Annotated in this window: 28 protein-coding genes; 13 read left to right on the top strand and 15 right to left on the bottom strand. The window is 65.1% G+C overall.

From position 1 onward, the window contains the following. Positions 1–51 precede the first annotated feature (51 nt). Genes K7G81_RS03565 through purL form a run of 3 tightly spaced genes read right to left on the bottom strand, consistent with a single transcriptional unit; the run spans position 52 to position 4021 of the window. Positions 52–1320 (bottom strand): DUF418 domain-containing protein, encoded by a 1269-nt coding sequence (locus K7G81_RS03565; protein WP_223029336.1) that lies wholly within the window; start codon positions 1318–1320, stop codon positions 52–54. A 1-nt stretch (position 1321) separates the two neighbouring features. Further along, a complete protein-coding gene (locus K7G81_RS03570) occupies positions 1322–1771 on the bottom strand; it encodes a hypothetical protein (protein WP_223029337.1) in 450 nt (149 codons plus the stop codon). A gap of 27 nt (positions 1772–1798) precedes the next feature. Next, positions 1799–4021: a phosphoribosylformylglycinamidine synthase subunit PurL gene (purL, locus tag K7G81_RS03575; protein WP_223029338.1), complete on the bottom strand. Its 2223-nt coding sequence runs from the start codon at positions 4019–4021 to the stop codon at positions 1799–1801. Positions 4022–4131: 110 nt separating this feature from the next. Between purL and K7G81_RS03580 the strand changes: the two genes are divergently transcribed. Beyond that, entirely contained in the window at positions 4132–4512 is a 381-nt protein-coding gene (locus K7G81_RS03580; protein WP_369412020.1) for a PAS domain-containing protein, read from the top strand. On the opposite strand, the gene K7G81_RS03585 is transcribed toward K7G81_RS03580, so the two are convergent. The 7 genes from K7G81_RS03585 to aroQ form a co-directional block, all read right to left on the bottom strand. Continuing rightward, entirely contained in the window at positions 4487–5959 is a 1473-nt protein-coding gene (locus tag K7G81_RS03585; RefSeq protein WP_223029339.1) for a phospholipase D-like domain-containing protein, read from the bottom strand. The two genes, K7G81_RS03580 and K7G81_RS03585, sit on opposite strands and share 26 nt — an antisense overlap. After that, on the bottom strand, positions 5956–6300 hold the full coding sequence (gene arsC, locus K7G81_RS03590; protein WP_223029340.1) for an arsenate reductase (glutaredoxin): 345 nt from the start codon (positions 6298–6300) through the stop codon (positions 5956–5958). Before arsC ends, K7G81_RS03585 begins: the two co-directional genes overlap by 4 nt. Then, positions 6297–6743 (bottom strand): hypothetical protein, encoded by a 447-nt coding sequence (locus tag K7G81_RS03595; protein ID WP_223029341.1) that lies wholly within the window; start codon positions 6741–6743, stop codon positions 6297–6299. Before K7G81_RS03595 ends, arsC begins: the two co-directional genes overlap by 4 nt. A gap of 9 nt (positions 6744–6752) precedes the next feature. Beyond that, positions 6753–7988: an MFS transporter gene (locus tag K7G81_RS03600; RefSeq protein ID WP_223029342.1), complete on the bottom strand. Its 1236-nt coding sequence runs from the start codon at positions 7986–7988 to the stop codon at positions 6753–6755. Between the two features lie 128 nt (positions 7989–8116). Continuing rightward, entirely contained in the window at positions 8117–9469 is a 1353-nt protein-coding gene (gene accC / locus K7G81_RS03605) for an acetyl-CoA carboxylase biotin carboxylase subunit (protein WP_223029343.1), read from the bottom strand. 4 nt (positions 9470–9473) lie between these two features. Next, positions 9474–9956 (bottom strand): acetyl-CoA carboxylase biotin carboxyl carrier protein, encoded by a 483-nt coding sequence (accB, locus tag K7G81_RS03610; protein ID WP_223029344.1) that lies wholly within the window; start codon positions 9954–9956, stop codon positions 9474–9476. A gap of 32 nt (positions 9957–9988) precedes the next feature. Next, complete coding sequence (aroQ, locus tag K7G81_RS03615) at positions 9989–10423, bottom strand: type II 3-dehydroquinate dehydratase (protein WP_223029345.1); 435 nt, start codon at positions 10421–10423, stop codon at positions 9989–9991. A 115-nt stretch (positions 10424–10538) separates the two neighbouring features. On the opposite strand from aroQ, the gene thiS reads away from it, so the two are divergent. The 4 genes from thiS (at position 10539) to K7G81_RS03635 (ending at position 13337) form a co-directional block, all read left to right on the top strand. Further along, positions 10539–11543: a sulfur carrier protein ThiS gene (gene thiS, locus K7G81_RS03620; protein WP_223029346.1), complete on the top strand. Its 1005-nt coding sequence runs from the start codon at positions 10539–10541 to the stop codon at positions 11541–11543. Between the two features lie 2 nt (positions 11544–11545). Further along, entirely contained in the window at positions 11546–12259 is a 714-nt protein-coding gene (gene ung / locus K7G81_RS03625) for a uracil-DNA glycosylase (RefSeq protein WP_223029347.1), read from the top strand. 26 nt (positions 12260–12285) lie between these two features. Beyond that, on the top strand, positions 12286–13059 hold the full coding sequence (locus K7G81_RS03630) for an alpha/beta hydrolase (RefSeq protein WP_369412021.1): 774 nt from the start codon (positions 12286–12288) through the stop codon (positions 13057–13059). Positions 13060–13166: 107 nt separating this feature from the next. Beyond that, positions 13167–13337, top strand: coding sequence for a CsbD family protein (locus K7G81_RS03635; protein ID WP_223029348.1), 171 nt, complete (start codon positions 13167–13169; stop codon positions 13335–13337). Between the two features lie 111 nt (positions 13338–13448). Here the strand turns inward: K7G81_RS03635 and K7G81_RS03640 are convergent, their stop codons facing one another. Next, positions 13449–13733 (bottom strand): hypothetical protein, encoded by a 285-nt coding sequence (locus K7G81_RS03640; protein WP_223029349.1) that lies wholly within the window; start codon positions 13731–13733, stop codon positions 13449–13451. 33 nt (positions 13734–13766) lie between these two features. Here K7G81_RS03640 and K7G81_RS03645 point away from each other — a divergent pair, with 33 nt between their 5' ends. Next, complete coding sequence (locus tag K7G81_RS03645) at positions 13767–14129, top strand: hypothetical protein (RefSeq protein WP_223029350.1); 363 nt, start codon at positions 13767–13769, stop codon at positions 14127–14129. On the opposite strand, the gene K7G81_RS03650 is transcribed toward K7G81_RS03645, so the two are convergent. Beyond that, positions 14113–14850: an NYN domain-containing protein gene (locus K7G81_RS03650; RefSeq protein ID WP_223029351.1), complete on the bottom strand. Its 738-nt coding sequence runs from the start codon at positions 14848–14850 to the stop codon at positions 14113–14115. The two genes, K7G81_RS03645 and K7G81_RS03650, sit on opposite strands and share 17 nt — an antisense overlap. 67 nt (positions 14851–14917) lie before the next feature. Then, a complete protein-coding gene (locus K7G81_RS03655; protein WP_223029352.1) occupies positions 14918–15397 on the bottom strand; it encodes a GreA/GreB family elongation factor in 480 nt (159 codons plus the stop codon). A gap of 93 nt (positions 15398–15490) precedes the next feature. On the opposite strand from K7G81_RS03655, the gene K7G81_RS03660 reads away from it, so the two are divergent. Continuing rightward, positions 15491–15922 carry a hypothetical protein gene (locus K7G81_RS03660; protein ID WP_223029353.1) on the top strand — a complete coding sequence of 144 codons (432 nt, stop codon included), beginning with the start codon at positions 15491–15493 and terminating at the stop codon, positions 15920–15922. A gap of 214 nt (positions 15923–16136) precedes the next feature. On the opposite strand, the gene K7G81_RS03665 is transcribed toward K7G81_RS03660, so the two are convergent. Both K7G81_RS03665 and K7G81_RS03670 read right to left on the bottom strand, forming a co-directional pair. After that, positions 16137–16439: a hypothetical protein gene (locus tag K7G81_RS03665; RefSeq protein WP_223029354.1), complete on the bottom strand. Its 303-nt coding sequence runs from the start codon at positions 16437–16439 to the stop codon at positions 16137–16139. A gap of 302 nt (positions 16440–16741) precedes the next feature. Further along, positions 16742–18751 carry a lytic transglycosylase domain-containing protein gene (locus K7G81_RS03670; RefSeq protein WP_223029355.1) on the bottom strand — a complete coding sequence of 670 codons (2010 nt, stop codon included), beginning with the start codon at positions 18749–18751 and terminating at the stop codon, positions 16742–16744. Positions 18752–18842: 91 nt separating this feature from the next. Here K7G81_RS03670 and dapA point away from each other — a divergent pair, with 91 nt between their 5' ends. The 6 genes from dapA (at position 18843) to K7G81_RS03700 (ending at position 25023) form a co-directional block, all read left to right on the top strand. Then, a complete protein-coding gene (gene dapA, locus K7G81_RS03675) occupies positions 18843–19724 on the top strand; it encodes a 4-hydroxy-tetrahydrodipicolinate synthase (RefSeq protein ID WP_223029356.1) in 882 nt (293 codons plus the stop codon). After that, complete coding sequence (locus K7G81_RS03680) at positions 19721–20320, top strand: hypothetical protein (protein WP_223029357.1); 600 nt, start codon at positions 19721–19723, stop codon at positions 20318–20320. The genes dapA and K7G81_RS03680 overlap by 4 nt, the downstream gene beginning before the upstream one ends. Before the next feature lie 191 nt (positions 20321–20511). Beyond that, complete coding sequence (locus K7G81_RS03685; protein ID WP_223029358.1) at positions 20512–21717, top strand: ABC transporter permease; 1206 nt, start codon at positions 20512–20514, stop codon at positions 21715–21717. A 95-nt stretch (positions 21718–21812) separates the two neighbouring features. Beyond that, complete coding sequence (gene smpB, locus K7G81_RS03690; protein ID WP_223029359.1) at positions 21813–22295, top strand: SsrA-binding protein SmpB; 483 nt, start codon at positions 21813–21815, stop codon at positions 22293–22295. Then, positions 22288–22833 carry a DUF2062 domain-containing protein gene (locus K7G81_RS03695; RefSeq protein WP_369412022.1) on the top strand — a complete coding sequence of 182 codons (546 nt, stop codon included), beginning with the start codon at positions 22288–22290 and terminating at the stop codon, positions 22831–22833. The genes smpB and K7G81_RS03695 overlap by 8 nt, the downstream gene beginning before the upstream one ends. Before the next feature lie 99 nt (positions 22834–22932). After that, positions 22933–25023: a M13 family metallopeptidase gene (locus K7G81_RS03700; protein ID WP_223029361.1), complete on the top strand. Its 2091-nt coding sequence runs from the start codon at positions 22933–22935 to the stop codon at positions 25021–25023. The last annotated feature ends 35 nt before the right edge of the window (positions 25024–25058 follow it).

Consider the following 25058-nt stretch of genomic DNA (forward strand, 5'->3'; position numbering starts at 1 on the left):
TGCTCCTCGTTCTCGGTCGCTCAATAGAGATAATGAGAACGATTCGCAAGCCTATTGCGAGGCACTTGCAGCTTGCCGCATCGGCTGCAGCCGGCCGCGCGCGAGGCTGCGCCACAGCCATTCAAGCGGGCCGTAGCGAAACCGCGCCAGCCACGGCTGCGACCACAACAGCATGCCAAGGCAGATCGCGGCGACCACGGGATAGAGTTCGGCACGCGACAGGCGGCCATAAAGGCCGAAGCCGTAACCGTAGAACAGGCCGGTGCAGATCACCGTCGTCGCGAGATAGTTGGTGAACGCCATCCGCCCCGCGGCGGCGACGCGCGCCGTGAGGCGACCGCCCGGGCGGACCATCAGCGCGAGCAGGCACGCCCAGCCCAGGATCATCACCGGCCGCACCGGCTCTGACCAGACGAGATCGGCCGCCGCGACCGAGGCGGTATCGAAGCCGTGGCGGATCGGGATCGTCGCGATCGCCAGATAGGCCGGAACGCCGATCGCGAAGCCGATCGCCGCACCCCGCGCGTAGGCCCGCCGCGACCAATCGCCGGTCAGCAATCCGCCGCGCAAGGCGGCCATGCCGAGCAGCATATAGGCCAGCGTTTCCATCCCCAGAAACAGGAATGCCTGCACAGGAGCACGCAGCGCATCGGGCAGGCGATTGGCGAAGATCGTTGCGTAGTCGCCGCGGTGGATCGCCAGATCCTTGGCTATCTCGGCGGCGGGCGGCACGCCGAGATTGGCGCGATTGGCGGCATAGGCATGAGCAACATCGACCGATGCATGGCCGGCACGCACTGCCACTTCGCCGGCGGCGATTTCCGCGCCGACCGCGAGGACAAAGGCGAACTCGGCACCCAGCAGCACCAGCGCCATGATGACCAATTTGTATGGCGGCAGCTTGCGGAAGAAGAAGAAGGCGATGCCGCCGATCAGCGCATAATGATTGAGGATGTCGCCCCACCACAGCAGCACCAGATGCGCCATGCCGAACACGAACAGCCAGATCATCCGCGCATAATGGACGGTGAAGGGATTCTCTCCCTTGGCCTCGGCGCGGTCGATGACGAGCAGGGTCGAGGCGCCGAACAGGAACGAGAACAGCCCGCGCATCTTGCCGTCGATCAGAACGAAATTGGCCAGCCAGGCGACGAAATCGGCGCCGGCATGGCCGCCATAGGCAAGGGGGTTCGAATAGGCTGCCTCGGGCATCGCGAAGGCGACGATGTTCATCAACAGGATGCCCATCACCGCGACGCCGCGAATGAAATCGAGCGTCAGGATGCGATTGTCATACGATGCCTCCGCGGCGGCGGTCATCTCAGCGCCGCGCGACGGCGGCGATCGGTAGCGCGACGAGCACGACGTGGCAGAATAGCTGCGTAACGATGGACATCGCGCTAGGCATGGAACCGAAGCGCAGGGGGACGACGATCAGGTTCATCACGACGAACGTGATCAGGCCGTATGCCATCGCCGCCGAAATCCAGCGGCGCTTGAGCTGCGGGTAACGATCGGCCGCGGCGATGAAGACGCTGACCATGATCGCCATCAGAGCGAAGTGCGTGACGAGCCCGAGAATGCTGCCCGCCGCCCCCCAACCGATGGCGTTGGGAAGCGGCCCCGATGCAACCGAACGCAACATCGCGGCCGGCGATTGGCCATGAACCAGCGTCAGGATTGTCGCCGCGAGAATATCGAGCGTGCCGGCGATCGCCGTCGCGGCGGCGATCCTCGGCCCCTTGCTCGTTTCGCCCGCGCTCGTGGTCATGCCGCCATTCTGGCCGAAACTTGGGTTTCAGGAAAGCGCGCTCTCGCTGCCCATCAATGTCGGGAAGAATCCCTCGTGTGCTGCACGCAGATCGTCCAGCGTCACGCAGAAATCGCCCTCGGCAAGTTCGAACACGATCCGCTTGGCAATGGTGCGGCCGAGCGGCTCGACCACCACGCCGGCGGCGTCGGCGGCCATCAGGAAATCCATCAGCGCGCTGTCGTCGATCGTGGCGACGTACAGGCCCTGATCCTCGGCGAAGAATTGCTTGGCCGCCGGGCCCGGGCCGGCGGGCTGCACCAGCACGCCGATATTGCCGGCCAGCGCCATTTCCGCCAGCGTCACGGCGATGCCGCCATCGGAGACGTCGTGAACGGCGGTAAGCGCGCCCTTGTCGATCTGGCTGCGGACGAAATCGCCGGTCTTGCGCTCGGCGGCGAGGTCGACGGGGGGCGGGGGGCCGTCCTCGCGGCCGTGGATTTCGCGCAGCCACAATGACTGGCCGAGATGCCCGCCGCGCGTGCCGATCACCATCACCACGTCGCCGGTCTGCTTGAAGGCGATCGTCGCCGATTTGCGCCAGTCGGCGAGCAGGCCGATCGCGCCGATCGCCGGTGTCGGCAGGATGGCGGAGCCGCTGCCGTCCTCGCCCTTGGTCTCGTTATAAAGGCTGACGTTGCCGGAAACGATCGGCATGTCGAGCGCAGCGCAGGCTTCTGCCATGCCCTCGATACAGCCAACGAACTGGCCCATGATCTCCGGCCGCTGCGGGTTGCCGAAGTTCATGCAGTCCGTGGTGGCGAGCGGCTTTGCGCCGACCGCGGTGAGGTTGCGGAACGCCTCGGCGATCGCTTGCTTGCCGCCCTCGACCGGGTCGGCTCTGCAATAGCGCGGGGTGCAATCGGTGGTGATGGCGAGGCCCTTGTCGGTGCCGTGGACGCGCACCACGGCCGCGTCGCCGCCAGGGCGCTGGACCGTGTCGGCGCCGACCATGTGGTCATATTGCTCCCAGATCCAGCGCCGCGAAGCGAGATCGGGCGAGCCCATCAGCTTTAGCAGGTCAGCGGCGACATCGGTGGATTCGGGCAGGTCATGGAGCGGGTCGGGCGGCGCGGTCGGCACCCACGGCCGATCATAGGCCGGCGCTTCGTCGGCGAGCGGGCCGAGCGGGATGTCGCACACCGTCTCGCCATTGAACGTCAGCACCATCCGGCCGGTATCGGTGACGCGGCCGATCACCGCGAAATCGAGCTCCCACTTGCGGAAGATCGCCTCGGCCTCGGCTTCACGGCCGGGCTTGAGCACCATCAACATGCGCTCCTGCGATTCGGAGAGCATCATTTCATAGGGCGTCATGCCCTCTTCGCGTTGCGGCACGGCGTTCATGTCGAGCTCGATGCCGACGCCACCCTTGGACGCCATCTCGACCGATGAGGAGGTGAGGCCGGCCGCGCCCATGTCCTGGATCGCGACGATCGCGTCGCTGGCCATCAGTTCGAGGCAGGCTTCGATCAGCAGCTTCTCGGTGAACGGATCGCCGACCTGGACGGTGGGGCGCTTCTCTTCCGAATCATCGTCGAAATCGGCCGAGGCCATGGTCGCGCCGTGGATGCCGTCGCGCCCGGTCTTGCTTCCGACATAGACGATCGGATTGCCGACGCCGGACGCTGCCGAATAGAAGATCTTGTTCGTCTGCGCGACGCCGACGGTCATCGCGTTGACCAGGATGTTGCCGTCATAGGCCGCGTGGAAATTCACTTCGCCGCCGACGGTCGGCACGCCGACGCAATTGCCGTAGCCGCCGATCCCGTGGACGACGCCGGCGATCAGGTGGCGCATCTTGGGATGATCGGGCCGACCGAAGCGCAGTGCGTTCAAATTGGCCACCGGCCGCGCGCCCATCGTGAACACGTCGCGCAGGATGCCGCCGACCCCGGTCGCCGCGCCCTGATAGGGCTCGATGTAGGAGGGGTGGTTGTGCGACTCCATCTTGAAGATCGCCGCCTGCCCGTCGCCGATATCGACCACGCCGGCATTCTCGCCGGGGCCGCAGATCACTTGCGGGCCGGTGGTCGGCAGCTTCTTCAGGTGCACGCGGCTCGACTTGTAGCTGCAATGCTCCGACCACATCACCGAGAAGATGCCGAGCTCGACCAGATTGGGCTCGCGGCCGAGCGCGTGGAGCACGCGATCATATTCTTCCGGCGAAAGCCCGTGCTGGGCGACGATCTCAGGCGTGATCTCGGTCATCCGCGCGCCTTTAGCGAGCCGTGCGCACCGCGTCACTATCCTTGCCGATTTACGCACCGTTCATCCGCCTCCGTTACGAAGACGATATCGTTTGCAGGAAAGGGGGATGGGTGGAATTTCTGACAATCATGCCCTTGCAGATCGTGCGCGGCGTTCCCGCGCTTCCTGTCGCATGGGAATGTGATCTCGCGGACGATTCGCTGCGCTGGGCGCCCGGCGTGTTCGATCTCTTTGGCCTGCCGCGCCATGTGCCCATCCGGCGCGGCGACGTCGTGCGGCAATATACCGCGGAATCGCGGGCCGAGCTCGATCGTCTGCGCGATCACGCCATCGCGACCTGCGGCAGCTTCACTTTCGAGGCAAGGATTCGACGGCCCGATGGCGATCTGCGCTGGATCAGAATCATGGCCGATGTGATGACCAGCGATGGCCGTGCGACGCACCTTTACGGGTGCAAGCAGGATATTACCGCCGAAATGCGCGGCCGCTGAGGCGCTGGCCTAGCCGACGCAGCAGCCCGCGCTTGGCTAGCGGCGCGAACATTTCCTCCGGCCCTTCGGGATCGAGGATTTCGTTGTCGGCCAGCCATTCCTCCAGACCGTCCAACTCGGGAATGCGATAGGGGCGCAACGAATGGCCCGGGCCGCGCAGGCGCTCGATCGTCGCAATCAGCGAGCCCGTTTCGGTCATCGTCGCCGCCACCGTCCGGGCATCGAGCCCCAGGTGTTCGGCGATCAGCTCGTGCGCAATCGCCGCGATCCGCGGCGCGGCGACGCCATTGCCGGAAACCGTGGCATCGATCGTCACGTCGCATTCGGTGTCGAGCCGCATCGAGCGATTGTTGAAGTTCGACGAGCCGACGCGGAGGATCAGGCCGTCGATAATCGTCACCTTGGCATGGACATAGACCGGCGCCCCTTCGGTGGTGAACGGGTGGTATAGCCGCAAACGACCATGGCGATCGTGAACGCGGATTGCCTCGACCAGGCGGGCGCGGGCGGTATCCATCGCGATCGGCTCGAGCCAACCTTGCGCGGTCTCCGGATTCACGATGACGATTTCCGGGCCGTTTTCGTCGCGCAGCCGCCGGGCGATCGCTTCGGCGACCTTGCGCGAGGCGAAATATTGGCTCTCGGCATAGATCCAGCGTTCGGCCCGTGCGATCAGGTCGAGATAGAGTGCTTCGATCTCGTGGACCGGCGCGAAATCCGGCATCTCGGGGATCGTCCGCGATATCGCCACCGCAGCATTGGTGAAATCGCTCGGCAGGTCGGCCGGCCAGCAGGCTCGCGTCGCCGGCGGCGGCGCGATCGTCTTGCCGCCGGCGCGTTGCCAGCGGGCGCGGCTCAATTCGCCGAGCGCGGTCGCAATCGGGCCGCTCAACGCCGTCGTCGCGTCGTGCCAGGGATGGTACGGCTTGCCGTCGGCATTGACGCGTTGCGGATCGTGATCGCGATGCGCGCGCGTGTCCCAGCGGTTGTCGGTCATGTCGATGCCGCCGCAGAAGGCGAGGCAATCGTCGATCACCACGATCTTCTGATGGTGCGAGGCGCCGTGCGGGTGCACGCTGTCGAGCTTCAGGTGGATGCGCGGCTTGAACATCCAGCGCATCAGCGTGAGCATCGTCTTGCCGCGAAACAGCGTCTTGAGCGCGCCCATGTCCCACCGCAGGATATAGACCTGCAAAGCCGGATTGCGCGCGATCAACCAGTCGATGAACGCGCCGACCTCGGCGGGTGCATCGTCGTGACCGTCGTGCACCAGCTTGATTCGCGCGTCGAAATCCCAGCCGATCAGCAGGATCTGGTGTTTCGCCGCCGCCATCGCCCGTCGGGCGATGCGGAAATAATCCTCCGCATCGACGATCACACGGGCCTGTTCGGCGGTCTCGATCCGCCAGCAATTGCGGCCGGGAACGAGCGCGCGGGGATCGCTCACAGGATTTCGAGAACCTTTTCCGGCGGGCGGCCGAGGCGCACGCCCTTGTCGGTCTCGACCAGCGGGCGCTCGATCAGGATCGGGTGCGCGGCCATCGCGTCGAGGATCGCATCACGATCGGCGCCGGCAAGGCCGAGTTCCTTGGCGATCGGCTCGCCGGCGCGCAGCCCGTCGCGCGGCGCCATGCCCGCGCGGGCGTAGAGACGCGCGAGTTCAGCCCGGTCCGGCGGCGATTTGAGATACTCGATCACCGAGACCTCGACGCCCGGCGTCGCTTCGAGGATCGCCAGCGTCTGCCGCGATTTCGAGCAGCGCGGGTTGTGCCAGATCGTTGCCTTCATCGTGTATCGTCTCCGCAACCGAAGGTGCCGCGGCTCGCCGCCGCATAATCGAACCCATTTGCTTCCAGTTTCGCGCCGTCGATGACGCGAACGGTCGTGTCGGCCCGCGTAACGCCTGCCTCGGCCAGCGTGAAGCAGAGATAATGTCCGAAGGCCTTCGCATCGGCATCGGGCATCGCCGGCGTCGCATCCCATTGATCGAGCGGCGCGGAATAGACCAGATCGGCGACATTGGGATCGGCGCGCAATCTTTGCTGTGCTCGGCTCAGCAGCAGCGCGCGATTGGAAAATTCCCGTGGCTGCTCCTGCCGCTCATGCAGGTGGCGATAGAGCAGCCAGGCGGCGATCAGCGCTGCGACGGCGGCGATCGCCCACGCCCAGCGCGGGATCGTCGCGATCGGGCTACGGCGACGAATGGAACGAGGGGCGGGGCGGCGGGCCATAAGCGACGGCTAGCCGGTTTTCGTCTGCACTTCGGCGATGAAATCGACATGCTGCCGCTCTGGCCCGATCAACGTCCAGGCGGCGATGATGACTGCCGTCACGCCGCCGAACAGCGCCAGCGCCAGCGCGTAATCGTTGCCGTGGCTTTCGGCGATATCGGTCTGGAAGACGACGTTCCACGCGGTGGCAAGGTTGCCGAGCTGATAAGCGAAGCCGGGAAACATCGCGCGCGTCGCGCCGGGCGCCAGCTCGTTGAGGTGCACCGGCACGATGCCCCACGCGCCTTGCACGGCCACCTGCATCAGGAACGCGCCGATGCCCAGCAGCAGTGGCGTCGGGGAATAGGCCCAAAGCGGCAGGATCGGCAATGCCAGCAGGCTGGCGACGATGATCGCCCGCTTGCGCCCGATCCGTTCGGACCAGATGCCGAACCCGATGCCGCCGACGATCGCGCCGACGTTCATGATCGCCGCCAGCGTTCCCGTCAGGTGCGCATCGAAGTGATGCTGCTTCTGCAGGAAGGTCGGGTAGAGATCCTGCGTGCCGTGGCTGAACGCGTTGAACGCCGCCATCAGCACGATCATGTAGAGCGCGATCCGCCAATGCCGGACCAGCGCGACGACGGGGTCGATCTTCGGCTTGTCCTTCGCCGCTTCGAACGCCGGGGATTCCTTGACGTGCATGCGGATCAGGATGACCAGGATCGCAGGCGCGACGCCGACCATGAACATGCCGCGCCAGCCGATCAGATCGAACAGCAGCCCGTAAACCAGGCTGGCGATGAAATAGCCCGAAGGATAGCCGCTCTGCAGCAGGCCGGAGACGGGCCCGCGCAGCCTGGCCGGGATCGTTTCCATCACCAGGCTGGCGCCGATCCCCCATTCGCCGCCCATCGCGAAGCCGAACAGCGTGCGCAGCACCAGGAGCGCGGTGAGCGACGGCGCAAAGGCGGAGGCGAACTCGAAGATCGAGAACAGCGTGATGTCGATCATCAACACCGGCCGCCGGCCGAACCGTTCGGCGAACCAGCCGAACACGAACGCGCCGAACGGCCGCGCGGCCAGCGTCAGCGTGACGCCCCAGGCGACCGCCTTCACGTCGGTGCCGAACTCCTTGGCGATCGCCGAGAGCATGAACACCATCAGGAAGAAATCGAAGGCGTCGAGCGTCCAGCCGAGATAGCTCGCCCAGATCGCGCTCCGTTGCGATTTGTCGAGCGATTTCAGGTCGGCGATCAACGACATACTGCATTCTCCCCGGGGGCGCAGACCCTAGGCGTCGATCCATAGGCGAGTCGATAGGCTACGCGTCGAACCTCCCGCCGCCCGGCGAACGAGGCGAGGGGACGAAGCCGGGTCAGGGTCGATCGGCCCTAGGCGCCTTGCTTCGCCAGCCACTCCTCGAGCCACTTGATCGTATAGGCGCCCTGCTGGAACTCCGGATCCTCGAGCAGCGCCTGATGCAGCGGGATCGTCGTCTTCATCCCCTCGACGACGAATTCCTCCAGCGCCCGGCGCAGCCGCATCAAACAGCGTTCGCGGGTGGTGCCGTAGACGATCAGCTTGGCGATCATGCTGTCGTAATAAGGCGGCACCTTGTAGCCTGTGTAAAGCCCGCTATCGACGCGGACGTGCATCCCGCCCGGCGCGTGATATTGCGTCACCGTGCCCGGCGACGGCGCGAAGGTGCGCGGGTCTTCGGCATTGATGCGGCATTCGATCGCGTGGCCGGCGAAGCGCACCTCGTCCTGCGTGACCGACAGGCCGTGGCCTTCGGCGACGCGGATTTGCTCGCGGACGAGATCGAGGCCGGTGATCGCCTCGGTCACCGGATGTTCGACCTGCAGACGGGTGTTCATCTCGATGAAGTAGAACTCGCCGTTTTCCCACAGGAATTCGATCGTGCCGGCGCCGCGATAGCCCATGTCGGCCATCGCATTGGCGACGATCCCGCCCATCCGCGCGCGCTCCTCGGGCGTGATGATCGGCGAGGGGGCCTCTTCGAGCACCTTCTGGTGGCGCCGCTGCAAGGAGCAATCGCGCTCGCCCAGGTGGATCGCTGCGCCGTCACCGTCGCCGAAAACCTGGAATTCGATGTGGCGCGGGTTGCCGAGATATTTCTCCATATAGACGGTGTCGTCACCGAACGCCGCCTTGGCCTCGCTGCCCGCCTGCTTCATCAGCGTTTCGAGCTGGTCCTCGCTCGGCACCACCTTCATGCCGCGCCCGCCGCCGCCCGAGGCGGCCTTGATCAGCACCGGATAGCCGATTTCGGCCGCGAGTTTCTTCGCTTCCTCGACATCGGTGATCGCGCCGTCCGAGCCCGGCACCAGCGGCAGGCCGAGCGCGCCGGCGGTGCGCTTCGCCTCCACCTTGTCGCCCATGATGCGGATATGCTCGGGCTTGGGGCCGACGAAGATCAGGTCGTGTGCCTCGACGATCTCGGCGAACTTGGCGTTCTCGCTGAGGAAGCCATAGCCCGGGTGAATCGCGTCCGCGCCGGAGATTTCGGCCGCCGAAATGATGTTGGGGATGTTGAGATAGCTGTCGACCGCCGGCGGCGGCCCGATGCACACCGCTTCGTCGGCAAGCCGGACGTGCATCGCGTCGGCATCCGCGGTGGAATGCACCGCGACCGTCTTGATCCCCATTTCATGGCACGCGCGGTGAATGCGCAGCGCGATCTCACCACGATTGGCGATCAGGAGTTTCTTGATCTCCGCCATCGACTTACTCGACGACGATAAGAGGTTGGTCGAATTCCACCGGCTGGCCGTTTTCGACCAGGATCGCCTTGATCGTGCCGGCCGACGGCGCGGTGATCGGGTTCATCACCTTCATCGCCTCGACGATCAGCAGCGTGTCACCCGCGGCGACCTGCTTGCCGATGCTGGAGAAGGGCGCGGCGCCCGGCTCGGCGGCGAGATAGGCGGTGCCGACCATCGGCGACTTGACCGCATTGGCGTGGTCGGCGGCCGGGGCGGCGGGCGCCGGATCGCTCGACGGCAGGCTGGCGACATGAGTCGCAGGCGCGGGCGCCGGGGAGGGCGCGTAATGCACCGCCGGCGCGGCAGCGGCCTTGCGCGCAATTCTGATCTTGCGATCGCCGTCTTCCACCTCGACCTCGGTCAGTCCCGTGGCGTCGAGCATTTCGGCAAGCTGGCGAACGAGATCCACGTCCACCCGCATCTTGTGATTATGTTCCTCGGTCATGCGACCCTTTCCCTGTCAATCGGCGCCGTCTGTCAGAGTCGCGCCGCGGCTTCAAGCGCGAGGATGTAGGAAAGCGCCCCGAAGCCCGCGATCGTTCCCTTCGCCGCGCGGCCGACATAGCTTTGATGACGAAAATCCTCACGCGCATGCGGATTGGAAAGATGCACTTCGATCACCGGCGTGGCGATCGACTTGATCGCGTCGTGCAGCGCCACCGAAGTGTGCGTATAACCGCCCGGGTTGAGGATCACCGCCTTGGCGTTAGACGCCTGCGCCTCGTGCAGCCAATCGATCAGATGGCCCTCATGATTCGATTGGCGCATGTCGATCGCGAGATCGAGCTCCCGGGCGCGATCCTCGAGCCGGTCGGCGATGTCGTCGAGCGTGTCGTGGCCATATACCTCGGGCTCGCGCAGGCCCAGCAGGTTGAGGTTCGGGCCGTTGAGCACGAAGATCGTGTCCGCCATGCTGTTCCCTTGGTTGCGGCTGGCGCGGGGCGCGCCTAGATCGTGGGCGTTGTCTTAGCCGGTCGTTTCGCGCTTGTCGAAGGGCCGGCTTGCCCGATTTTCGAGGACTTGCCCCTTGCACACCGATGGAACCGTCACGATCACCGTCAATGGCGAGCACAAGCGCGTCGCCGCCGGGCTGAGCCTCGCCGACCTCGCGACTGAGCTGAGGCTGGTGCCGGAAAAGGTCGCGGTCGAGCGCAATCTCGAGGTGGTGCCCCGCTCGACGCTGAGCACCGTGTGCGTCGAAGATGGCGACGAGCTGGAGATCGTTCATTTCGTCGGCGGCGGCGATCATGCCAAGCCGATCGACGAGGACACATGGTCGGTCGCCGGCAAGACGTTCCGCTCGCGCCTGATCGTCGGCACCGGCAAGTACAAGGACTTCGCGCAGAATGCCGCCGCGCTCGAGGCGTCAGGCGCGGAGATCGTCACCGTCGCGGTGCGCCGTGTCAACGTCAGCGATCCCAAGGCGCCGATGCTGACCGACTATATCGACCCGAAGAAGATCACCTATTTGCCCAACACGGCCGGCTGCTTCACTGGCGAGGAAGCGATCCGCACGCTTCGGCTGGCGCGCGAGGCGGGCGGCTGGGATCTGGTCAAGCTGGAGGTGCTGGGCGAAGCCAAGACGCTTTACCCCGACATGGTCGAGACGCTGCGCGCGACCGAAATCCTGGCCAAGGAAGGCTTCAAGCCGATGGTCTATTGCGTCGACGATCCGATCGCGGCGAAGCGGCTGGAGGATGCCGGCGCGGTGGCGATCATGCCGCTCGGCGCGCCGATCGGGTCGGGGCTCGGCATCCAGAACGAAGTGACGATCCGGTTGATCGTCGAGGGTGCGGGCGTGCCGGTGCTGGTCGATGCCGGTGTTGGCACCGCGTCGGATGCAGCGCGCGCGATGGAACTCGGCTGCGATGGCGTGTTGATGAACACCGCGATCGCCGAGGCCAGGGATCCGGTGATGATGGCCACCGCGATGAAGGCCGCGATCGAATCGGGGCGGCTGGCCTATCGTGCCGGGCGCATGGGCAAGCGTCGCTACGCCGATCCGTCTAGCCCGCTGGCGGGGCTGATCTGAGCATGGCCGAGGGGGTGAAGCTGCACGAGAGCTGGAAGGCACCGCTCGCGCCGCAATTCGACAGCCCCTATATGGCCGATCTCAAGCGCTTCCTGCTCGACGAGAAGGCGCGCGGCCGCCGCATCTTCCCCAAGGGCAGCGAATATTTTCGCGCGCTCGATCTGACGCCGCTCGACAAGGTCCGCGTCGTGATCCTCGGCCAGGATCCCTATCACGGCGAAGGGCAGGCTCATGGACTGTGCTTCAGCGTCCGGCCCGGCGTGCGCACGCCGCCGTCGCTGGTCAACATCTACAAGGAGATCGAGTCGGACCTCGGCATTCGCCCGGCGCAACACGGCTTCCTCGAACATTGGGCCGGGCAGGGCGTGTTGCTGCTCAACAGCGTGTTGACCGTGCAGATGGGCCAGGCCGCCTCGCATCGCGATCGCGGCTGGGAAAAGTTTACCGACGCGATCATCCGCCTCGTCAACGACAAGCCCGATCAGGTGGTGTTCCTGCTGTGGGGAGCCTATGCCCAGCGCAAGGCGGCGTTCGTCGATACCAGCCGCCATCTGGTGCTCAAGGCGCCGCATCCGTCGCCATTGTCGGCGCACAACGGTTTCTTCGGTTGCCGACACTTCTCACAGGCGAACGCCTTCCTCGAAAGCAAGGGGCTGCCGCCGATCGATTGGGCCTTGCCGGCCGATCCACTGGCCGCGAGCGAGCCGCAGCGCTAAGCTTGCGGCAAATCGGGAGGAATGCCGTGAAGAAAGCCGTCCTGCTCGCCGCCGCGGCGATCACCGCATGCCATGCGCCGCCCGCGCAGCCCGCGACCAACACGGCCAGCGCGTCGCCGGACGCGGTCGGAAAAACGGTATGGCTGCGCGCCGCCGACAATCTCGATATCAGCGGCACCTATTATGCGGCCGCCGATCCCAAGGCGATCATCCTGCTGTTCCACCAGGCAGGATCGAGCAAGGACGAATATGCCACGATCGCGCCGAAGCTGGTCGCGGCGGGATATAGCGCGCTGGCATTCGATCAGCGCGCCGGCGGGGCGATGTACGGCACCAACGAGACGATCGCGCACATGCCCGATGGCTGGAAACACTCGATGGAGGATGCGCAGGCCGATCTCGAAGGCGCTGTTCGTTGGGCCGGGCAGTTCGGCAAGCCGATCATCCTGTGGGGAAGCAGCTATTCGGCCTCGCTGGTGATCCCCGTCGCCACTATGCACCCCGATCGGGTGAAGGCGGTGCTGTCCTTCTCGCCGGGCGAATATTTTGCCGATCCGCATCGCATCGGCGCCGCTGCCGCGCGGATCGGCGTGCCGATCTTCATCACCAGCGCGGCCACGCCCGACGAAGAGGCCAAGGCGGCGGCCATTGCCGGTCGCGTGCCAGATCACCTCGCCACGCTTTACGTCCCCCGGGCCGGGGTGCACGGCTCCTCGACGCTGATCGAGGCGAAGGATCCCGATGGCGCGCAAGCCAATTGGGCGGCGGTGATGGCGTTTCTCGGCAAGCTGTCGCTGTAGACCGGAAAACGCTCGGGCGTCGGAACCCGATTCCTGCCCCGTCCGTTGTTCCTCCAGACGCGCAAACCGCCGATTTCCGGGCGGAACGCGAGCTAAGGAGATGAGTGATGGGTGAGTTGACCGACAAGATCAAAGGCAATGTCAACGAGGCGATCGGCAAGATCAAGCAGACCTCTGACGACCCCGCCAAGCGCGACGAAGGTGCCGCGCAGGAAGGCAAGGGCAAGGCGCAACAGTTCGTCGGCAAGGTGAAAGGCGCGCTCGGCGACGATATCTGATCGGGCGATTGCCAGAACAAACCGAATTGGGCCGCCCTGCGAGGGGCGGCCCGTTTTCGTTGGGAAAGGGGCGACCGTCGGGCGCGATTTGCGCCTCTTCCCGCGCAGCGGTTAGATAAGACCAGGCAAACTGCGGGGGGAAAGATGAAGGGAATTGTTCTCGGCTTCGATGCCGCCGTGGCGTGCGGCCATATTCGCGGCGAAGATGATCGCCGCTACCAATTCGGCGCCAGCGACGTTCGGGCCGATCGCGTTGTAAACCAGGGCGAGCCCGTCGATTTCGAGGCTGATGGCGATCTCGCACGCAATATCTACCTTCTGACCGATAACGCTCCTTCGTCTTCCGCCGGCGCCCGCCCGCTCGCGCTCGACGTGATCGATCGATCGCTGGTCCATTGGCGTCGGTCTCGCCGAACGGCGCGCGGATTGGTGGTGCTCGCCATCGCGTCGCTGGCGGTCGCCGTGTTCGGCTGGCTCGCCCTGGCCAACGCGGCGAGCCGCAGCGTCGATCGGCTGGTGGGCAGCGTGGTGAACGGGAAGATCGAGGCCAACGGCCATCCGTTCGATACGTTTATCCTGACCCACATTGCCGAGTGGATCAATTGGATGCTGGTAATCAGCATCGTCACGCTGATCGTGTCGACCTTCGCGGTCATCCGGCTCGGCGCCGCCGCCCGGCAGCGCGAATCACTCGCGGCCGATTTGCGCGATGGGCTGCGCGAGGCCAGCGGCGATGATCGCGCCGCGATCGAATTGCGCTTGCAGGCGCTCGAGATCAGTGGACGCGCTTGACGAAGGTCGCGCCGCCTTCGCGGCGCTCGGTCTGGAAATTCGGCACTGCCTCGATCAGGTCCGACAAGCGCTGAAACCCGTAGTTCCGGGCATCGAAGCTCGATCGGTTGCCGGCGCGCCGGCCGAGTTCCGACAGGCTGACGAACCCGCGCTCGTCGCGCTTGGCGGCATTATAGGCATCGACCAGCAGGTGCAGCAGATCGGCGTCGATCGCGCGGCTCTTGCGCGGCTCGTCCGTGGGGGTGGAGGCCGGCGCGGGCTTTTCCTCCTTCGCCTCGCTGGTCAGCGCGGCGACGTCGATGAAGCGTGTGCAGGCCTGTTTGAATGCCTCGGGCGTCTTGGCGCCGCCGAAGCCGTAGACGGGGATGCCGTCCTGCCGGATGCGCATCGCCAGCGGCATGAAATCGCTGTCCGATGACATGATGCCGAAGCCTTCGACCCGCCCGCTGAACAGCAGGTCCATCGCGTCGATCGTCATCTTCATGTCGGTGGCGTTCTTGCCCTTGGTCAGGTCGAACTGCTGGTGCGGTTCGATACCGTGCTTGAGCGTGAGGTCGGCCCAGCTCTTGAGCGATTGCTTGCGCCAATTGCCGTAGACGCGCCGGATGTTGACCGTGCCAAGCTCGGCCAAGACGGTCAGCACCGGATCGAGCGCGTGGGGGGAGGCATTATCGGCATCGATCAACAGCGCGACATTGCGGGTTTCGTCCTGGCCATTCATCGCGGCTGATCTCCATTCGGTTCGGCAAACGCCCGTAGCAGCGACGACGCTGCCTCGCCAGCGGCCGCTATTCCGGATAGGCAATGGCGACGATCTCATACTCACGCTCGCCGGCCGGCAGCGTCACCCGGCGGAGGTCGCCGATCGCGCCGCCGCGCAGCGCGCGCGCCAGAGGCGCGTTCCAGCCGATCCGGCCGGCGCCGGCATCGGCTTCGTCGTCGCCGATAAGCGTCAGGATGCGCTCATTGTCGTCTTCGTCGGCGATCGTCACGGTGGCGCCGAACCACACGCGGTCGCGGTCCTCCTGGCGAGCGGGGTCGATGACCTTCGCCGCCTTCATCCGACGCGACAGCCAGCCCAGCCGGCGATCGATCTCGCGCAGCCGCTTGCGTCCGTAGATATAATCGCCGTTTTCGGAACGGTCGCCATTGCCCGCGGCCCAGGCGATCGTCTCGACCAGCGCGGGCCGTTCGATCGCGAACAATCGGTCATATTCGGTGCGCAGCGCGGCAAGGCCGGCAGGGGTGATGTAATTGGGCGAAGCCATGCAGGACGGCTAACCGGCAAAAGCCGCCCTGTCACGATCTGGCTAAAGTCAGCCGGGGCTGCAGGGATGGCCGCCGTGCCACCAGCCGCCGCCATGGCCGTCACCGCCGCCATGGCCGTGGCCGTGGCCCTCTCCATGGCCATGGCCATCGCCGTGGTGGCCGCCACCTCCCCAGCCTTCATGTCGCCAGCCGCCATGGCCGAAGAAGCCGCCGAAATGCCCTCTCAAGAAAGCTGCATTGGATGCGAAGGCGGCGCCATGATCCATGGCGCTGCCGGAGCGTGTAACCGGCCCGTCTGCCAACGCCGGTGTGGCGCCAACAATTACGGCCGCTGCGGCGATTGCCGCCAGCCTGTGATGTCGCAAATGTATTGTCATGAAAAACTCCCGGTACTGGAATGGTGGAACACACAAAGTTCGGCCGGTTGTTTCTTCACGCACGAGCGCAATCGCCCCGAAAATCGAGGTGTCGCGCGTCGGTTCTTATGCTTATCGTGCCTGCGGCTTTTAGTGCCGCACGGCTAAAATGATCGATCGTACAATGCGTTCAACCCGGTGGCGATGGATGTGGGCATACGCGGGACGGGGCGAGCCAAACGCGGCGATCGCGGGTCGACGAGAGCATCGGGAGATAGCAATTCGCGAATAGCCGGGCGTGAAATGCCCGGCTACCGATTCGGAGGTAGGCCGTCGTCCCGCCGCCGAAGCGCTTGCGATGCGACGGCGACGGGACGCTGGTTCAGCCAGGGCTGGAGGGGTGATCGCCCGTGTGGCCCCGGGTATCGCCCCGGTGGCCGCGGGTGTCGCCCATATGGCCCCGGACATCGCCTTGATGGCCGCGGCCGTCGTGCCGGTCGTTCGCCGCCGCCATGCCGCTGCGCAGAGCGCCGAGCCCGTGGAAGCCGAGCGATGCCGTCTGCACCCGCGACATGGCGTCGCCAGACCGGGTGGGATGGCGATCCGCCATCGCCGCCGTGCCGGTCAACGAAGACGCCGTTATCATTGCCAAAACCAGATAACGCGGTTTGATCTTACGTTTCATTTCAATTCTCCCCAATTCACTCGAGAGATGGGAAATATAATCCTCCCCATATGTGTATCGATTTGAAACAACTTCAGTTAATCAACAGAATGCGAGTCTCTTGTTGATACAAGAGATCGAGTTGTGCAGTAATTTTATAGAAAACGAGTCTCGTGCTCGATCTGAATTAAATAGATGATCGAGTGTTAGGGTCGTCAATATTTTCGCGGCAAGGCGTGAGTAAATAGACGCCGAATGGCAGATATTCGGCGCGATCTACTTCTAAAGTATTATGCTTGTGCTGTCTTGCCAGCGACTCCGCTCTAGCTGGCCGAGCCGCCCGGCCGTCGGCCCAGATACCAGTCGAGCGGCGCCGTCCTGCTCGCCTGGCTGTGCTGCGGATACATCAGGCTGTAGACCACGGCGTTCTCCAGCACGCGCTGCACATAGCCGCGGGTTTCGGTGAACGGGATCTGTTCGATCCAGTTGACCATATCGATCTGGCCGCTGCGCGGATCGCCGTTGGCGGCGAGCCATTTGTTCACATTGCCCGGCCCGGCATTGTAGGCGGCGATCGCCAGCGGGTAGCTGCCATAGGTCTCGAACAGCCGCTGGAAATAATTGACGCCGAGCTGGACGTTGAAGCTGGGATCGGTCAGCGACGACGCGCTGTAGGGCAGCCCCATCCGGCCGGCCGTCTCACGCGCGGTGCCCGGCATCAGCTGCATCAGCCCGATCGCGCCGGCATGGCTGACGATCTGGCGATCGAACTGGCTTTCCTGCCGCGAGATCGCGTGGATCATCGTCCAATAGGGCTGCACGGGGGCGGGCACCGCGACCGTCGGATATCCCGCCGCGACATAATCATCGAGGCCGTTCTGCAGCGCTGAACGGCTGATCATCACGCCGAGGTCGGGCCGGTTGAGCGATCGCGACAGCTCGATGCCCAGCCGGTGATCGCTGGCCGAGGTGGCGTTGGCGGCGATCTGGCGCAGGAACTGGCTTTGATCGCTCCAGTTGCCGAGCGTGCCGAGCATCTCCGCCGCACGCACCGTTTCGCGGTCATAGAAAGCGGTGCGCTCCGAATCGGCTACCGGCGCGGTGGGTATCGGATCGGGGGCGGCGAGCTTCACGCCGAGCCGCTCGGCCGACAGCTGGCCGTAATAGGCATCCTGATATTGCGCCGCGCGCTGGAAATAGCCGGTCGCCGCTCCGCGGTCGCCTGCCTTCGCTGCCGCGCGTCCCGCCCAATATAGTCCCTTGGGCCGGGTCTGCGGCGAATCGAACGGGCGCGAATAGCGGTCGAACATCGCCTGCGCCGCGCGCGGATCGTTGAGATGGTCGAGCGCGGCGCGCCCGGCGAGCCACGCGAGATCGGTATAGACGTCCTTGTCGGCATAAGGCTGGGCCGAAAGATCGGTCCCGGCCGGATAGATGCCGTCGAGCTGGCTGGCGATCGCATAGGCTTGCTGCCAGCGCCCGTCGGCCGCGGCGCCGCGCGCCTGCTCGCGCAACAGCTTCATCCAGGCGAGCGGCTGGCTGGGCGGCGCGGAGAGGTGATGCGGCTGGGCGAGATAGGTCCGCGCCGCCGCCACCTGCCGCGTGTTGAGCAGCCATTGCGCGCGCGCCGAGACGAAGCCGGGATTCTCGCGATCCTCGCCGGTGATCGCGGCATCGCGGCCGCTGGCGTCGGCGGCGTTGGTCAGGAAGGCGAGGCGGGCGTCGAGCACCGGGCGGTTGACCGAGCTGAGATAGGGATCGATCCGGCTCGCCGCGCTGGTCGCGCCTCGCCACAACAGCATGTCCATCCGCTTGTCGTAATCGATCGGCTTCAGGGCCGAGGGGAAGTCGCCGAGCAGCTTCGCTTCGCCGTCGTCGGAGAGGATGCGGCTCGTCCACGCGTCGCGTGCCTGTTCGTTGGCGCCATCGATGTCCCCGGTCGCTTTGAGCGCTTCGGCATAAGCCACTGCGGCGTCATCGGTCAGCGGCGGATAGCGTTTGAAGAAGGCGACCTCGTTGGTCGGCGAGGCGGGGCTGCGCTGCAGCGCCTGCTCGGCCGATTTGCGCAGCATCGTTTCGCCGGGCCAGTTGGGGTGGGCAAGCAGGAAGCGGGCATAATCGTTGAAGCCGTAATTGCTCGATTGCTCGAGCTGCTTCCATCTGACCAGCGCGTCGGCGAGCGGGTCGGCGCCGATGTTGGCGGGCGCCGCCTGCGGTGCGACGCTGGAAAGCTGCGCGCGATACCAGGCGACCTGCTGCGGGGTGAGAGTGGACGTCGCGGCGAGGCCGGAAAGCCCTGCCACGATCAACGCGGACTTCAGAAACGCTACCATGTGGACACACTAAGCGAATCGCCCCTATTTGGCCTAGGACAAATTTGTCGAACCGCGCGGAAAATCGCGTGGGTTTAGGAGCTTCAAGTTAATGTTTTCCGGATCGATCCCCGCGCTCGTCACGCCTTTTGACGCCGACGGCAATTTCGTCGAGCGCGTGTATCGCGATTTCGTCGAATGGCAGATCGCCGAAGGGTCGGCCGCGCTGGTGCCGTGCGGCACCACTGGCGAGGCGGCGACGCTGACCAAAGATGAGCATTTCCATGTCGTGCGCGTCTGCGTCGATCAGGCGCGGGGGCGCGTGCCTGTGATCGCCGGGGCCGGTTCGAACGACACGCGTGTCGCTTGCGAGAATATCCGCGCTGCTAAGCAGGCCGGCGCCGATGCCGCGCTGATGGTGCCGCCTTATTACAACCGCCCCAATCAGGACGGCATCTTCCGCCATTTCGAAGCGGTGGCGGCGGCCTGCGATTTGCCGATTGTGCTCTATAATGTGCCCGGCCGCACCGTCACCGATATCGCGGTCGAGACGATCGGCAAGCTGGCGCATGCCTTTCCCTCGATCGTCGGCATCAAGGATGCCACCGGCGCGATCGCCCGCGTCTCCGCGCAGCGCGCGGTGGCCGGCGCCGATTTCTGCCAGCTTTCCGGCAATGACGACATGGCGCTGGCGTTCAACGCGATGGGCGGCGTCGGCTGCATCTCGGTGACGGCGAACGTCGCGCCGGCGCTTTGTGCGGCATTTCAGGCGGCATGTCGTGCGGGGGATTATGCGGAAGCGCTCGCGCTGCAGGACCGCCTCTATCCGCTGCACGCGGCGTTGTTTACCGACGCGTCGCCGGGGCCGGTCAAATATGCGCTGAGCAAGCTCCGCCCCGATTTCCCCAAGGGGCTGCGCCTGCCGATGACCTGGCCGGGCGAGCCCAGCCAGCGCGCAGTGGATAACGCGCTCGATCATGCGAGGCTGATTTGATTTTGCTTTGGCTGATGGCGGTGCAAGCCACGACCTACGGACCGGTATCGACAGAGCCCGAGCCGGTCACGCCTCCCAATCAAGTCTATGCCCATTGCGCCGGAAGCGATCCGATCCTTCACGGTGCCACCCATGTTTCGTGGGCAGCTCAAAAGAGCGTCATCGCTCAGCATCGCGAGTTGCGTAAAAAGCTTGGCGCGGACTTGCCGGAATCCGATCGACGGATTCTTTGGTATGCGGTGGGCGGTGACCTCGCCACACAGTCGTTCAGCGTCGTCGCAACCCGCAACGCTGCGGGCCTTTGGCACGTAAGCGGCGTCGGGCAGACCCTTGTCTGGATCAAGGGCGCCAAACCATCGCCAATGCCGTCGATCGATCGCACCCTCGATGCTGAGGAGAGCAGCGCGCTCGACAAAATGCTCGCCGATCCATGCCTTTATGCGGGACCGACCTTCGCCGACAATCCGCACATTCATTCTGGTGGGCTGGTCGAGACCTTGGAAGTCGAGACGCCTGAACACCTATGGGTTGGCGGATGGCACGGCATGGCGACGGATCAGGAGCAGGCGATCACCAACCTGCTTGGCAAGCAATGATCCTGGCATCTTCTCCGCGCCTGCTCGCCTGGCGGTAATGCCACGCCCCAAGCCTGTCACCTTCGAAAAAGTGAAGACAGTCGCCGAGACCGGTGCGGGGTGGATAACGCGCTCGATCATGCCAGGCTTGGCCGCGATTGAGCGCGCGACCGGCTTGAACGGCTAGGCGATTCAGGGGCATCAAGGCGGCGATGTTCGGCGCCACGCTCCTTCTGGCCTTCCGGTCGATCCGGCGCCATTTGCTGCGATCGTTCCTGACCGTGCTCGGCATCGTCATCGGCGTCGCCGCGGTGGTGACGATGGTGACGCTGGGCAATGCCACCACGGCAGCGGTGCAAAAGAGCATCGCCAATCTCGGCACCAACCTGTTCCAAGTCCATGCCGGCCATGGCTTCGGGCGCGGCGGCGGGGGCGCGCGGCCGGCCGATTTCAAGCCTGCCGACGTCACCGCGATCGCCGAGCAGGTCTCGGGCGTCACCGGCGTCGCACCGCAGGCGCAGACCAGCGCGACCGTGATCTATAACGGCAACAACTGGTCGACGACGATCTTCGGCATGGACGACACCTATTTCCAGGTCCAGCCGTGGCCGCTCGCCGAGGGCCGCATCTTCACGCCCGCCGAAGAACAGGCGGGCAAGGCGGTGTGCATCATCGGCACCACCGTCAGCAGCAATCTGTTCAAGGGGCAGGATCCGATCGGCAAGCGGTTCCGCGCCGGCACCGTCTCATGCGATGTGATCGGCCTGCTCACCACCAAGGGCCAGGCGCAATATGGCGATCAGGACGATCTCGTCATCATGCCGATCAAGGCCGTCGCCCGCCGCTTCCTCGGCAGCACCGATATCAAGGCACTGCTGGTCGGCGTCGATGCCGCGTACGATGGCGATCAGGTGAAAGCTTCGCTGGTCGGCCTGCTGCGCGAGCGCCGACATCTGCAGCCCGGCCAGGACGATGATTTCTTCATCGTCGATCCCGCGCAGGTTTCGCAGGTGTTGACCGGCACCACGCGCCTGCTGACCGGCATTCTCACCGCGGTCGCTGCGATCAGCCTTGTCGTTGGCGGCATCGGGATCATGAACATCATGCTGGTTTCGGTCACCGAGCGGACGCGTGAGATCGGCATCCGCCTCGCGATCGGCGCCGTCGCGCGCGAAGTGCTGATGCAGTTCCTGGTCGAGGCGGTGGCGTTGTCGTGCCTCGGCGGACTGATCGGCCTCCTCCTCGCGCAAGTCGCGGTGCTGGCGATCGCGCCGGTGATGAAGGTCGACTGGGCCTTCTATCCCGGCATCAACCTCGTCGCCTTCTCGATTTCCGCGGCGATCGGCGTGGTGTTCGGTTTCTTCCCCGCGCGCCGCGCCGCCGCGCTCAACCCGATCGACGCGCTGCGCCGCGAATGAGGGCGTCGGTAACGGCGAACGGCCGTCGGCCTGCGATCGGCATCGGGCATCGCCCCTTCACCTTCCCGTAACAATCGCCTACATCGCGCCCTCCCATGTCGCGTCCCAAGCCCGCCACCTTCGAAAAAGTGAAGACCGTCGCCGAAAACCGGCGCGCACGGTTCGATTATGCCATCGATACGGTTTACGAGGCCGGCATCGTCCTGTCCGGAACCGAGGTGAAGTCGCTGCGCTTCGGCGAGGGCTCGATCGCCGAAAGCTATGCCGAGGTAAAGGGCGAGGAAGTCTGGCTGGTCAATTCGAACATTCCCGAATTCAGCCACGGCAACCGCTTCAATCACGAACCCAAGCGGCCGCGTAAACTGCTCCTTCATGAGCGCGAGATTAAGAAGCTGCACGGGGCGGTGGCACGCGATGGCATGACGCTGGTCCCGCTGAGCATCTATTTCAACGCGCGCGGCCGCGCGAAGGTCGAGCTGGCGCTGGCGAAGGGCAAGAAGGCGCATGACAAGCGCGCTACGATCAAGGAGAGGGACTGGAAGCGTGAGCAGGGACGGCTCCTGCGCGAACGTGGCTGACCGCGGCGCCTGGGCGCGGCTGTCGCGCTGGTTCCGCCATCACGTCTCGCGAGAGGCGATCGAACGCAACCCGATCCTGCGCCCCGTCGCGCACCGCGTGCTTGCGCCCAGCCTGTGGCGGTTCACCCGTCGTTCGGTGCCGCGCGGCGTCGCGCTCGGCATCTTCGCGGGCATCCTGTTTCCGTTCGCGCATATGGCGCTGGCTGCGGTGCTGGCCTTTCCCGCGCGCGCCAATGTGCCGACCGCGGTCGGCAGCACGCTGGTCAACAATCCCGTCACCTTCGTGCCGATCATGGCGCTGGCCTATCGCATCGGGCGCTGGGTGTTGCGCCTCGATGCCAGCGTGCCGGGGCGGCCGATCGCCAGCAATGTCGCGCATCACGTCGGCTGGCTGCACTGGCTGGTTGCGCAGGGCGGGCCGGCAACGATCGTCGGCCTCGTCGTGCTGGCGGTTGCGCTCTCGGCGATCGGCTTCGGCGTGACCGCTTTGGGCTGGCGGCTGTGGACCGCGCGCAAATGGCAGATCCGTCACCGCTGAAACCAGTTTGACGGGACGCGGTGTATCGTCCTAATCAATCACTTCATCGCAGGCCGCGTCCGCGGCCGGTCTTCAAAAATAAGCGTGTGGAGTGGTCGGATGAAAAGAGGGATTTTGGCGGCGGTGTCCGTGGTGGCGCTGGCTGGCGCCGCGGGCGGCATGGCGATTGCCGCGGCACCGCAGAGCGCGGCGACCTCGCCGCTGGCGAAGGCGGCGGTCGGCCCGGTTCATTCGGTCGATTCGGGCCAAGCCCAGCTCGGCGATTTCGGGTTCGACGTCGGCGGCATGGACAAGAGCGTGCTACCCGGCAACGATTTCTACGCTTATGCCAACGGCACCTGGGCGAAGGATACCGCGATCCCGTCCGATGAATCGGCTTACGGCGCGTTCAACGTGCTGGCCGATCTGTCGCGCGAACGCACCCGTGCGATCCTGGATGATGCCAAGGACGATCCCAATTCCAAGATCGGCACCGCTTATGCCACTTATCTCGATACCGCCGCGATCGATGCCAAGGGGCTCGCGCCGATCAAGCCGTGGCTCGACACGATCGACGCGCTCGACGGCAAGGCGGGCTATCCCGCGCTGCTCGCCAAGGCCGCGCGCGACGGGATCGACGGGCCGTTCGGTGCCTATGTCAGCCAGGATGACAAGAACCCCGAATTCTATGCTCTCGGCCTCAGCCAATCGGGCCTCGGCATGCCCGATCGCGATTATTATCTGAACCCGAAGAAGGATCCCAAGCTGGCCGAGGCCAAGGCCGCCTATCTTCAGCACATCCAGAAGATGTTCGAGCTTGCCGGCATGCCCGATGCCGCGGCGCGCGCGCAGGCAATCCTCGATTTCGAAACCCGCATTGCCCAGGTCAGCTGGACGCGCACCGACAGTCGCGATGCCGACAAGACCTACAACAAGATGACGGTGGCGCAGCTCGTCCAGAGCGCGCCCGGCTTCGATTTCGCGACCTTCTTCAAGGAAGACGGCGTGCCGAGCGACAGCGTGATCGTCGCGCAGCCCAGCGCGGTGACGGGCATCGCCAAGATCGTCGCGGATACGCCGTTGCAGGTGCTCAAGGATCAGCTCATCCTGCGCTCGCTCGACAATTATGCCGACGTGCTGCCGAGTGCCTTCGACAAGGAGAATTTCCACTTTTACGGCACCGTGCTGTCGGGCACGCCGCAGCAGAAGGATCGCTGGAAGCGCGGCGTCGATTTCGTCACCGGCGCGCTGACCGACGACGTCTCGAAAATCTACGTCGGTAAATATTTCCCGCCGGAAACCAAGGCCGCCGCGCAGGAACTGGTGCACAATCTGATCCAGGCATTTTCGAAGCGGCTCGACAAGCTGGCCTGGATGTCCCCGGCGACCAAGGCCAAGGCGCAGGCGAAGCTCGCCGCCTTCACGCCACGCATCGGCTATCCAGACAAATGGCATGATTATTCGAACCTGACGATCAGCGCCGGCGATGCGTTCGGCAACGAATTGCGCGCCAACCAGTGGCAGCATGACTGGAATGCGCAAAAACTCGGCAAGCCGATCATGCGCTGGGAATGGGGCATGACGCCGATGACGGTGAATGCCTATTCGAATTTCGGGCAGGTCGAGATCGTCTTCCCGGCGGCGATCCTGCAGCCGCCCTTCTTCGATCCCAAGGCCGATCCGGCGGTGAATTACGGCGGCATCGGCGCGGTCATCGGCCACGAGATGAGCCACCAGTTCGACGATCAGGGATCGAAATACGATCTCCACGGCAAGCTCGAAACCTGGTGGACGCCGCAGGATCGCCAGCGTTTCGAGGCGCTGACCGACAAGCTGGGCAAGCAATATGATGCCTATGAGCCGCTGCCCGGCCAACACGTCAACGGCAAGCTGACGATGGGCGAGAACATCGCCGATCTCGCCGGCCTCAACACCGCTTATGATGCTTATCACGCGTCGCTTGGCGGCAAGACGGCGCCGGTGATCGACGGCTTCACCGGCGATCAGCGCTTCTATCTCGGCTGGGCGCAGGTCTGGCGGCAAAACGTGCGCGACGCGGCGCGGCGCCAACGCCTGCTCACCGATCCGCATTCGCCCAATCCGCAGCGCGCCTGGATCGTTCGCGACATGGATCCCTGGTATCCCGCGTTCGACGTCAAGCCCGGGCAGAAACTCTATCTCACGCCCGATCAGCGCGTGAAAATCTGGTAAGCGGCAGCGGCGCTTGCCGCACGATCCGGTCGCGT

This window comes from Hephaestia mangrovi (genome assembly GCF_019880555.1).
Taxonomy (GTDB): Bacteria; Pseudomonadota; Alphaproteobacteria; order Sphingomonadales; family Sphingomonadaceae; genus Sphingomonas; species Sphingomonas mangrovi.